The sequence below is a fragment of the Curtobacterium sp. AG1037 genome, from assembly GCF_003349855.1.
Taxonomy (GTDB): domain Bacteria; phylum Actinomycetota; class Actinomycetes; order Actinomycetales; family Microbacteriaceae; genus Curtobacterium; species Curtobacterium citreum.
On sequence record NZ_QQAO01000012.1, the window covers coordinates 125394 to 135056 of the forward strand.

The following is a 9663-nucleotide window of genomic DNA, read 5'->3' on the forward strand; positions in this document are numbered from 1 at the left end:
GTAGACTCCTGAGTACAAACAGAGCCCCGATCGGCTAGTTCGAGAATGGCTCTCAAATCGCAGATCGGGGCTGAGGTGTCCGGGAAGACTCCTCGACCTTAGAGGTTCGATGACCTCTACGCCAGTCCGCTGTTCGGCGGACGGCGTGCTTCTGCGCAACCCCAAGTAGGAGGTAAGCAGATGAGCAAGACCGGGAAGCCCAGCAGGACGGCGAAGCCGTCGAAGCAGGCCCTGTCGAAGGCAGGCCGGACTCTCGCATCAGACGGGTCGTCCAAGACGGCGAAGTCGAACGCGGGCTCGACGCTCGGGAAGGGCTAGTCCCTCCGGGGTGGCGTGACCTTGAGCACGCCACCCCTCTGCTTCCCCTGCTCGTCCCGCGGTAGCGCGGGGAGAGGAGCTGCAATGAGCAGCATGAAGTTCAGGTTTGACAAGAAGGCGTTGGGCCGCGCAGTTGGCAAGCAGATCGACGCTGCTGTGAAGGACATCTCGGCGGAGCGCAACGCTGACATGAAGCGGCTAGAAGCCGAGTTCGGCGGGAAGCCGGTCGAGGTCATCAAGCCGGCGCTTCGTCGCGCATTTCAAAAGGACGGCGGCTCGCTCACTGAGGCGGAACTGACCAAGTACGCGGAAGCCATCCGCGACGGCGTGCAGATCCGATTCCGACCGGGCCAGACTCGCTGGTGAGGTAACCCAGGCTGGGGTCGCTGACCCCAGCCTGGGTGCTCAACCAAGCCCTACAGGGGGACACAGGTAAAACCGTCCAACGTGCGCTTGAACCGGCCGCCCAAGCGTCTAGCCGTGGCTCGCAGCGGAGCGGGCCAGTTGAGTTGATTGTCAGCATCTTCTGACGAGGAGCCGTCGTGCCCACTACGCTCGCTAGGGGAAGAGGGCGAGACCGAGATGAGCGAGCTGATCACTGCGCTGACTGAAGCCGGAATTCCTGCATGGGGCCAGCTTGCGATCATCGTAGGTACGCCGTTGCTTGTCGGCGTGATTGGATCCTCTTGGGTCACGCAACTCGTCGTGGGCAGTCACGAGCAGCGTGCCCGTCTGAGCGAGCGAAAGTTTGCAGACACCTCCGCCGCCGCGAAAGCCCTCCGGAAGTACCGTGCCGCTGTTCTCACCTACGCCAATGAAATTCCGGGCACCACCCCAGACCACGAGCGTGACGAACGGCTCGCTGTCCTTGGTAGTGACGTACTTGTCCAATGCACCATGGTGAAGGCGGGCGCACTGCTGGACGACACGGAGCTGTATTTGCAGACGGCGGAGTTGGTGGCGGCGCAGGACCCCCTCACCGGAACCGAGAACGAACTTTCAGCGTTTCGGACGCTGCTGACCGACGTAGCTATGGAGCGCAAGAAGGCCTAGCTGCTTGGGCGGCCGCTCCGTTGACCTAGAAGGCTCCCTGGACTTATGTCTGGCTACGACAAAGATTTTGGAGCGACGCCTAGACGGGAGCGAGGTCGTTCCGGTCGCCCACGCGGACACTGATGCTGCCACGTCGAGACGCGGAGTCGCGCACCTGCCGCTGAAATTCCTCGGGCGCGGCAAGAAGAACGATCTCAGCGGTACCACGTTCCTTCAGCGCGCGAACCAGTTCGTCAGCGAACGACACCGTCGACGTGGACAACGCACGACCCAGGAGGACGACCGAGTCGTCATGAAGGTCCGCCGGGAGCTGTTCGACCAGCCTGTCTGCCGCTTCCCGCGTACCAACGAGGCGAGGAAGAGCGATCCTTTGCGTCATGCTCCTACCTCCGTTGTCGATCCCACAGACGTCTGTACCACAGTGAACCACACCAACTTCCCTGCATGATGATCATTTCTTGCGTGTGAGCGGGATCGCACCTTCGAGTACTGAGCCGCGCAGCTTGATCGCGTACGTCTCACTTCTGGTGCGTCCGGTCGCGAAGACGGTGTGGCTGCCGGAGCCAGACCGTAGGTGAAGCGTCGCGTTGATCCCCCGGAACCGTTGAACCATCTCGTGCAGTCCGTAGCCCCGCGCCGCATCATCGGTTCCACTGACCCCGGCCTGCAAGGCCATAGCAAGGGCGGCGGCATCGGACTCGGGGGACCGGTGAGACAGCGACTTGCGGAAACCTCGGCCAGCGTCTGCCACGGCGAACCGAAGCACCTGACCCCGGTGTGTCTTCTGCGCGGCCATGTATCCACGACTCTGACCTGAGTGATATCCCACATTTTCCCCCATCGCCGCAAGCGCCGTGTAGATGACAGCAGCGGCATCCGGGTCGATCGGGTCGACCTGGGTCCACACATGACGAGCGAGGGTCTCGACGCCGTCCGCGGTGTCGAAGGACTCCACTGGAATCAGGTTGTCTCCGACGTCGTGCTCGCGCACCGAGGGGAGGTCGTGCTTCGCGCCGACTTCGTCCAACACTGAACCAAGCCTGGCGCGAGAAACATAGTTTGCGACATCGGAGTTCGTAGGGCGGAGCACCTCCACCTGACGACCCTTCCGAGCAGCTCGCTGAGCAAAACTCGCAACGGCTACGAGTCCGGCCGGTGTCACGAAAGAAGCATGACCAAGGTCGATCGTCGCAACTTCATCGTGAACCGCGGGCTTAAGCGCGCGATGCAGAGAGCCACTGTCGAGCGCGCCCGCGACGGCTCGGAAGTCCTGCACTCAGCTGCTCTCCCCACGCCGCTAGTGACGCGACCTCAACAGCTTAGACGTACTGTACAGATCCATTGGCGCGATGAGACGGGCGAGTCTCACCGGGCCGCGACCAGATCACGCAGCCAACGGACGCGTGCCATCGCTAACGTGGTTTGTCCTCAGCGTGCAGGCGAGGTGAGGAGAGCAGCGACGGACTCGAGGGCACCGGGCACGAGGGAGAAGTAGGCCCAGGTGCCGCGCTTCTCGCGGTGCAGGATGCCGGCGTCAACGAGCACCTTGAGGTGGTGCGAGACGGTCGGCTGGGACAGGCCGAGCGGTTCCTGCAGATCGCAGACGCACGCTTCCGCGCCCTCGTGAGCGGCAACCATCGAGATCAGCCGCAAGCGCGCCGGGTCTGCGATCGCCTTCAACGACTTCGCCAGGACCTCCGCGGACTCCTGCGTCATCGCTTCCGTCGTGACGGGCGAGCAGCATGCGGTGACGTCTTGGATGGGGAGCAGCTCGATGGTCGTCATCGAACCATCGTCCCACGTCGTTCGATGCACGTCTATATTTGCGCTCATCGATATCGACGTGCTTCGATGTTCCTGCTCGACTTCCGATCGATCTGTGAAGGACCGACCCGATGACTCACCTTGTTGCCGTTGGGGGCAGTGACGCCGGCATCGCCGCGGCGCTGCGCGCCCGTGAGCTGGACCCATCGACCGATGTGACCGTGGTCCTCGCCGACGAGTTCCCGAACTTCTCCATCTGCGGCATCCCCTACTGGGTCTCCGGCGACGTCGCCACGGAAGCGTCCCTCGCGCACCGCACCCGCGGAGACCTCGAAGCCGCCGGAATGACCGTTCGCTCCTCCAGCTGGGCTTCCGCCGTCGACGTCGACCGCCGACTGCTGAGCGTGACCGGCCCCTCCGGCGAGGAGCAGATCGCCTACGACGAACTGCTGATCGGGACCGGCGCTGAGCCGGTCCGCCCGGCCGGGATCCCGTTCGGAGAGCCCGGGATTCACCTGCTGCACTCGATGACCGACGCGGAGCAGGTCGTCGCCGCCCTGGAGCTCCTACCTGCCGGGAGCCGCGTCGCGGTCGTCGGCGCCGGGTACATCGGTCTCGAGATGACCGAGGGGCTCGTCGCCCGCGGGTTCGACACGACGCTGATTCAGCGCGGACCGGAAGTGCTCTCCACTCTCGACCCGGAACTCGGGTCCCTGGTCACCGCGGAGGTCCGTCGGCACGGCGCGACTGTGCTGACCGGTGCGACCGTCACCGGCATCACCCCGGCCGGAGGCGGGCAGTGGCGGGTGATGACGACGACAGCCGCTGGGGATGCGGAAGGGACGTTCGCGCTCGTGGTTGTCTGCGTCGGCGTGCGACCGGTGTCGGACCTCGCGGCCGCAGCGGGTGCGCAGCTCGGGCAGGCTGGCGCGATCGTCGTTGACGAGCAGATGCGGACCGGGGTGCCGCATGTGTGGGCGGCGGGTGACTGCGTCGTGACGCATCACCGGCTCCTCGGTACGACGTGGCTGCCGCTCGGGACAACGGCGCACAAGCAGGGCCGCGTCGCCGGGGAGAACATGCTCGGGGGGTCTCGGAACTTCGCCGGTTCGGTGGGGACGCAGGTGGTGAAGGTGTTCGACCTCGTCGCCGCCCGCACCGGCCTCCGCCACCACGAAACCGCACCGTTGGACGTGTCCCCGTTGACCCGGGTGACGGTCGCGGATGACCACAAGCGGTACTACCCGGGTGCGGTGCCACTGACGATCAGCGTCACCGGCGACCACACGTCCGGCCGGCTCCTCGGCGCGCAGATCGTCGGGGAACGGTCTGCGGAGATCAGTAAGCGCATCGACACGTACGCCACCGCCCTCCACGCCGGCCTCTCGGTGGACGACGTGATCGACTTGGATCTCAGCTACACGCCGCCGCTCGGGTCCCCGTGGGATGCCGTTCAGGTCGCCGCGCAGGGCTGGGAGCGCGCCGCCGCGGCAGCGAACCAGGCTGGGGTGGGCGTCTGATGGTGCTGGCTGTGGTCGCTGCGGCGATCTTCGTCGCGACGCTGGTGGTGGTGATCTGGCAGCCCAAGGGCTTCCCGATCGGCTACACCGCCCTCATCGGCGCGGTCCTCGCCCTCGCGACGACCGTCGTTGGGCTCGGGGACGTGCCGACGGTGGTCGGGATCGTGTGGAACGCGACGCTGACGTTCGTCGCGGTGGTGCTGATCTCGTTGATCCTCGACGAGGCCGGCTTCTTCGAGTGGGCCGCACTCCACGTCGCCCGGTGGGGTCGCGGGAACGGTCGGCTGCTGTTCGTGCTGATCGTCGGTCTCGGCGCGGTCATCGCGGCAGTGTTCGCCAACGACGGGGCCGCGCTGATCCTCACCCCGATCGTCGTCGGGATGCTCCGCGCGCTGAACATGCCGGCGAAGGCGGCGCTGGGGTTCATCCTCGCCACCGGGTTCATCGCCGACACCGGCAGCCTGCCGCTGGTGGTGTCGAACCTGGTCAACATCGTCTCCGCCGATTACTTCGGCCTCGGATTCGCCGAGTACGCAGCCGTCATGGTGCCCGTTGGCATCGTGTCCGTGCTGGCGTCCCTCGGGATGCTGCTGGCGTACTTCGGCCGGTCGATCCCGAAGCGGTACGACGTCCTCGCCCTCACCCGGCCCGCCGCCGCGGTGAAGGACCGAGCGACGTTCCACGCCGGCTGGGTGGTCCTCGTCGTGCTGCTGGTCGGCTACTTCGCCGCCGATCCGCTCGGGGTGCCCCTCGCCGCGGTCGCGGGTATCGGCGCGGTCGTGATCGTGCTCGTGGCCGCCCGGCAACCCGCGTTCCTCTTCGCCCGCCAGACCGCGTCCCCGGTCCTCGTGACCACCGGCGGCACCGCCACCGCCACCGCCGGCAGCGGTGGCGCCGGTGGCGGGTCGGGGCGGGTGATTCCGGTGTGGAAGACGATCCGGGAGGCGCCGTGGCAGATCGTGCTGTTCTCGATCGGCATGTACCTCGTCGTGTACGGGCTGCAGAACCAGGGCCTCACCGACTACCTCGCCCGCCTGTTCGACGTGTTCGGGGACCACGGGGCCCTCGTCACCGCGCTCGGGGTCGGGTTCGTGATCGCGATCCTCGCGTCGCTGATGAACAACATGCCGACGGTGCTGATTGCCGCCCTCGCGATCGGCGGAGCCGGCGCGACCGGGCTGACCCATGAGGTGATGATCTACGCCAACGTCATCGGTTCCGACCTCGGCCCGAAGATCACTCCGATCGGGTCGCTGGCGACGCTGCTGTGGTTGCACGTGCTCGACCGGAAGGGCATCCACATCGGCTGGGGGCAGTACTTCCGCACCGGCATCGTGCTGACCGTCCCCGTCCTCGCCATCACACTCGCCGCCCTCGCCGGCTGGCTCACCCTCATCCGATGACCACCCGAACCGAGAGCACCACCATGACCGCGACCCCCACGATCCTGTTCGTCTGCGTCCACAACGCTGGCCGCTCTCAGATGGCCGCCGGCTACGCCCAGGCCCTCGGCGGCGACCGCGTCCAGGTCCTCTCCGCAGGCTCCGCGCCGAAGGACCCGATCAACCCCATCGCGATCCAGGCGATGGCGGAGGACGGCATCGACATCGCCGGGAACCAGCCGAAGATCCTCACCACCGACGCTGTCCGCGAGTCCGACGCGGTGATCACGATGGGCTGCGGCGACGCGTGCCCGATCTTCCCCGGCAAGCGGTACGAGGACTGGGAACTCACCGACCCCGCCGGGAAGGGCATCGACGACGTCCGCCCCATCCGCGACGAGATCAAGACCCGCGTGCAGGCGCTCCTGGCCGAGCTGCTGCCCACCGAAGCATCCGCCTGACCATCGGAAGGACCCTGACCATGACGCTCACCCTCACCGTCCCACCCCGTGCTGACGCGGACCGCCTGACCGGGCTGCCCGTCGCTATCATCGGCGCTGGCCCGGTCGGGCTCGCAGCCGCCGCGCACCTGCTCGAGCAGGGCCTTCCGGTCGTCGTCTACGAAGCCGGCGACCAGGTCGGTACGAGTGTGCGTGTGTGGGGGCACACGCGCCTGTTCTCCCCGTGGCGGTACGTCATCGACGACGCCGCCCGACGGATCCTCGAACCCACCGGCTGGACCGTGCCCCGCCGGTCGTCGCTGCCGACCGGGCACGACCTCGTCGCCCAGTACCTCGAACCCCTCGCCCAGACGCCGGAGCTGGCACCGGCGATCCGGTACGGGGTCCACGTGGAGGCGGTGTCCCGGCAGGGCATGGACCGCACCCGCTCCACCGGCCGCGCCGACACCCCGTTCCTCCTTCGCCTCCACACGAGCGACGGCGTCGAGGACGTCACCGCCCGCGCGGTCGTCGACACCTCCGGCACGTACACGTCCCCGAACCCGCTCACCGCCGCCGGCCTCGCACCCGCCGCGAACCTCGGCGACCGGGTCGTGCACGCCCTCCCGGACGTGCTCGGCGCGGACCGGGCACGGTTCGCCGGGAAGCGGGTCCTCGTCGTCGGCGCCGGCCACTCGGCAGCGAACACGCTCATCAAGCTCGCCGCCCTCGCCAAGGACGAACCCGGCACGACGCTGCTGTGGGCGATCCGAAACGCCGGCACCGCCCGCCTCGGCGCGGACGCTGCCGACGGGCTCGCCGCACGCGGGCAGCTCGGCTCCAACGTGCACGGCCTCGTCGAGTCCGGGCACATCGAACGGCTCGCCTCGTTCGAGATCGACGACGTCCGCCCCGACGGCGACCAGGTCACCGTCACCGGCCGCCGTGCCGGGGATCCGTTCACGGTGACGGTCGACGTTGTGGTGAACGCGACCGGGTTCCGGCCCGACCTCGACATGCTCCGCGAGATCCGCCTCGGCCTGGACGACATCGTCGAAGCGCCTCGGGCGCTGGCACCACTGATCGACCCGAACCTGCACTCCTGCGGCTCCGTCCCCCCGCACGGTGTCGCGGAGCTGGCGCACCCGGAACCGAACTTCTTCATCGCCGGGATGAAGTCCTACGGCCGCGCACCCACGTTCCTGCTCCTCACCGGCTACGAGCAGGTCCGCTCCATCGCCGCGGAACTCGCCGGCGACCACCAGGCCGCCCGCGACGTGCAGCTCGTCCTCCCCGAGACCGGCGTCTGCACAACCGACATCGGCGGCTCATCCTCCTGCGACGTCCCCACGACGACCGCAGTGTCCGAGGGGTCGTCGTGCTGCGCCGCACCCGCGCCGGCCGCTCTGCCCGCCAGCAGCTCCTGCTGCACGAACTGAACCGGCCCGACATGACCGACAAGCCCACCGTGCTGTTCATCTGCAAGCACAATGCCGGCCGCTCCCAACTCGGCGCAGCCCTCCTCGAACTCGCAACCCCAGACCGCTACACCGCCACCTCCGCCGGCATCGCCCCCGCCGACGAGGTGAACCCGTCGATCGCCGCGACCGTCGCGGAACTCGGCCTCGACATCAGCAACCGAACCCCGCGGAAGGTCACCCCAGAACTGCTGGATCAGGCCGACGTCGTCGTGCTGATGAAGCCCGGCCTCGACCTGCCCGCGACACCTCGCGGGAAGGTGTTGCAGTGGTCGCTCCCGGACCCGGACTCCTGGTCCCCCGACGACGTCCGCCCCATGCGCAACGCCGTCGCCGCCCGCATCCAGGACGAGCTCCTGCACCCATGACCGACAACACCCCGGTCACCGTTCGGCCGATGACCGCCGCCGACTGGCCCAGTGTCGAGACGATCTACCGAGAGGGCATCGCAACCGGAAACGCAACGTTCGAGGCGGAACCGCCAAGCTGGGAAGCATTCGACGCCGGCAAGCTGCCCGAGCACCGGTTCGTCGCCGTCGCCGGCGACGAGGTCCTCGGCTGGGTGGCGGTCTCCCCGACCTCCACCCGGCCGGTGTATCGGGGCGTCGTCGAGCACTCGGTGTACGTCGCCGCCACAGCGCGCGGCCGCGGCGTCGGACACCTGCTCCTCGACGCGCTCATTGCGTCGACGGAGGCCGCTGGGATCTGGACCATCCAGTCCGGGATCTTCCCCGAGAACACCGCCTCCCGAGCCCTCCACGGCCGCCACGGGTTCCGCGAACTCGGCACCCGAGAACGCATCGGCCTCATGACGTTCGGGCCGTGGACCGGGCAGTGGCGCGACAACGTCCTCGTCGAACGCCGAAGCCCGCGCGCCGGTTCCTGAGCAGGAGCGGCACGCCCCGATCCGCACGCTTGCAGGTACGTTCCAAAACCCGCTATGCTGTGGCATGCGTCATTAGTGCGCGCAAAAAGCCAGTCCATCGGACTGGCTTTCGTCATGTCCGGCCCGGACCGTAGGCTGGAACCGCTCGGAACGACTCTGCCCTCAGCGCAGCACCCGAGCAACACGAACAGGCCGGACCCGTCAGGGCCGGCCTTTTCCATGCCCTCAACGCGCGAGCACCCAGCAAGCCGACCGCTCGGCGCATAGGGGTACTAAGCGCCCACCGGGCGCTCGCGTCGGCTTCCGACGCTCTAGACCCCCGCTCACGACGAGCGGGCTGGCCACACGGCCAAACCCGAAGGAGGCAACATGCCCATCACCGACACCACGGTGGACATGCTGACGGCCTTCGGCGGCACCACCCTGACCGGCATCATCGCGGTCGTCCTCCCCGTGCTCGGCTTCCTCCTGCGCAAGCAGGTCACGGAGCTGGTTAAGCAGGTCGTGGACGTCATCGACGACCGCACGCTGGCCAAGGACCCCGAGCGGGCACGCATCGTCGCAGAACTGCGGCGAGCCCGTCTCGGGAACAAGTAGCCGCCGAAAAACGCCAGCCCTCATTCGGGAAGGAGAGCTCTGCCCTCCCCCGTATCGATAGAGGTGCCTTCTACGAGACTCAACACGACACCCTGTCGTCTCAATAGCCGATTGTCAACCGGACGGCACCTCTGTCGCCAACTGCTCGCCATGCCCCACCCACGTCTGAAACGGCACGACCGATCGATAGGGGCAGCGATGCTGAATCTGCAGTTCCTTGCGCCG

At 67.6% G+C, this 9663-nt stretch carries 12 protein-coding genes; 10 read left to right on the forward strand and 2 right to left on the reverse strand.

Going from position 1 to position 9663, the window contains the following annotated elements:
• Positions 1 to 180: 180 nt before the first annotated feature.
• The 3 genes from DEU32_RS17300 to DEU32_RS15445 all read left to right on the forward strand — a co-directional run bounded on the left by DEU32_RS17300 (position 181) and on the right by DEU32_RS15445 (position 1371).
• Positions 181 to 318 (forward strand): hypothetical protein, encoded by a 138-nt coding sequence (locus tag DEU32_RS17300; protein ID WP_181819313.1) that lies wholly within the window; start codon positions 181 to 183, stop codon positions 316 to 318.
• Positions 319 to 402: 84 nt separating this feature from the next.
• The gene (locus tag DEU32_RS15440) at positions 403 to 684 is read left to right on the forward strand and encodes a hypothetical protein (RefSeq protein WP_114851307.1); all 282 of its coding nucleotides are present in this window, start codon (positions 403 to 405) and stop codon (positions 682 to 684) included.
• A 216-nt stretch (positions 685 to 900) separates the two neighbouring features.
• Positions 901 to 1371 carry a hypothetical protein gene (locus tag DEU32_RS15445; protein ID WP_114851308.1) on the forward strand — a complete coding sequence of 157 codons (471 nt, stop codon included), beginning with the start codon at positions 901 to 903 and terminating at the stop codon, positions 1369 to 1371.
• Positions 1372 to 1822: 451 nt separating this feature from the next.
• On the opposite strand, the gene DEU32_RS15455 is transcribed toward DEU32_RS15445, so the two are convergent.
• Both DEU32_RS15455 and DEU32_RS15460 read right to left on the reverse strand, forming a co-directional pair.
• A complete protein-coding gene (locus DEU32_RS15455) occupies positions 1823 to 2401 on the reverse strand; it encodes a hypothetical protein (protein WP_114851310.1) in 579 nt (192 codons plus the stop codon).
• A 398-nt stretch (positions 2402 to 2799) separates the two neighbouring features.
• The gene (locus DEU32_RS15460) at positions 2800 to 3156 is read right to left on the reverse strand and encodes a helix-turn-helix transcriptional regulator (RefSeq protein WP_114851311.1); all 357 of its coding nucleotides are present in this window, start codon (positions 3154 to 3156) and stop codon (positions 2800 to 2802) included.
• A 110-nt stretch (positions 3157 to 3266) separates the two neighbouring features.
• On the opposite strand from DEU32_RS15460, the gene DEU32_RS15465 reads away from it, so the two are divergent.
• The 7 genes from DEU32_RS15465 to DEU32_RS15495 all read left to right on the forward strand — a co-directional run bounded on the left by DEU32_RS15465 (position 3267) and on the right by DEU32_RS15495 (position 9438).
• On the forward strand, positions 3267 to 4655 hold the full coding sequence (locus tag DEU32_RS15465) for an FAD-dependent oxidoreductase (RefSeq protein ID WP_114851312.1): 1389 nt from the start codon (positions 3267 to 3269) through the stop codon (positions 4653 to 4655).
• Positions 4655 to 6058 carry an arsenic transporter gene (locus DEU32_RS15470; RefSeq protein ID WP_147281494.1) on the forward strand — a complete coding sequence of 468 codons (1404 nt, stop codon included), beginning with the start codon at positions 4655 to 4657 and terminating at the stop codon, positions 6056 to 6058. Before DEU32_RS15465 ends, DEU32_RS15470 begins: the two co-directional genes overlap by 1 nt.
• A 23-nt stretch (positions 6059 to 6081) precedes the next feature.
• Positions 6082 to 6498: an arsenate reductase ArsC gene (locus DEU32_RS15475; protein ID WP_114851313.1), complete on the forward strand. Its 417-nt coding sequence runs from the start codon at positions 6082 to 6084 to the stop codon at positions 6496 to 6498.
• 20 nt (positions 6499 to 6518) lie between these two features.
• Positions 6519 to 7916: an FAD-dependent oxidoreductase gene (locus DEU32_RS15480; RefSeq protein WP_114851314.1), complete on the forward strand. Its 1398-nt coding sequence runs from the start codon at positions 6519 to 6521 to the stop codon at positions 7914 to 7916.
• An 11-nt stretch (positions 7917 to 7927) separates the two neighbouring features.
• The gene (locus DEU32_RS15485; protein ID WP_114851331.1) at positions 7928 to 8323 is read left to right on the forward strand and encodes a low molecular weight phosphatase family protein; all 396 of its coding nucleotides are present in this window, start codon (positions 7928 to 7930) and stop codon (positions 8321 to 8323) included.
• On the forward strand, positions 8320 to 8841 hold the full coding sequence (locus DEU32_RS15490) for a GNAT family N-acetyltransferase (RefSeq protein WP_022906757.1): 522 nt from the start codon (positions 8320 to 8322) through the stop codon (positions 8839 to 8841). Before DEU32_RS15485 ends, DEU32_RS15490 begins: the two co-directional genes overlap by 4 nt.
• 369 nt (positions 8842 to 9210) lie before the next feature.
• Positions 9211 to 9438, forward strand: coding sequence for a hypothetical protein (locus DEU32_RS15495; protein ID WP_114851315.1), 228 nt, complete (start codon positions 9211 to 9213; stop codon positions 9436 to 9438).
• Positions 9439 to 9663 lie beyond the last annotated feature (225 nt).

What these genes read in the sequence shown, in the direction of transcription:
- DEU32_RS15465 (WP_114851312.1), top strand. Translation starts at nt 3,267, where the DNA reads ATGACTCACCTTGTTGCCGTTGGGGGCAGTGACGCCGGCATCGCCGCG.
- DEU32_RS15480 (WP_114851314.1), top strand. Translation starts at nt 6,519, where the DNA reads ATGACGCTCACCCTCACCGTCCCACCCCGTGCTGACGCGGACCGCCTG.
- DEU32_RS15470 (WP_147281494.1), top strand. Translation starts at nt 4,655, where the DNA reads ATGGTGCTGGCTGTGGTCGCTGCGGCGATCTTCGTCGCGACGCTGGTG.
- DEU32_RS15440 (WP_114851307.1), top strand. Translation starts at nt 403, where the DNA reads ATGAGCAGCATGAAGTTCAGGTTTGACAAGAAGGCGTTGGGCCGCGCA.
- DEU32_RS15495 (WP_114851315.1), top strand. Translation starts at nt 9,211, where the DNA reads ATGCCCATCACCGACACCACGGTGGACATGCTGACGGCCTTCGGCGGC.
- DEU32_RS15445 (WP_114851308.1), top strand. Translation starts at nt 901, where the DNA reads ATGAGCGAGCTGATCACTGCGCTGACTGAAGCCGGAATTCCTGCATGG.
- DEU32_RS17300 (WP_181819313.1), top strand. Translation starts at nt 181, where the DNA reads ATGAGCAAGACCGGGAAGCCCAGCAGGACGGCGAAGCCGTCGAAGCAG.
- DEU32_RS15460 (WP_114851311.1), bottom strand. Translation starts at nt 3,156, where the DNA reads ATGACGACCATCGAGCTGCTCCCCATCCAAGACGTCACCGCATGCTGC.
- DEU32_RS15485 (WP_114851331.1), top strand. Translation starts at nt 7,928, where the DNA reads ATGACCGACAAGCCCACCGTGCTGTTCATCTGCAAGCACAATGCCGGC.
- DEU32_RS15490 (WP_022906757.1), top strand. Translation starts at nt 8,320, where the DNA reads ATGACCGACAACACCCCGGTCACCGTTCGGCCGATGACCGCCGCCGAC.
- DEU32_RS15475 (WP_114851313.1), top strand. Translation starts at nt 6,082, where the DNA reads ATGACCGCGACCCCCACGATCCTGTTCGTCTGCGTCCACAACGCTGGC.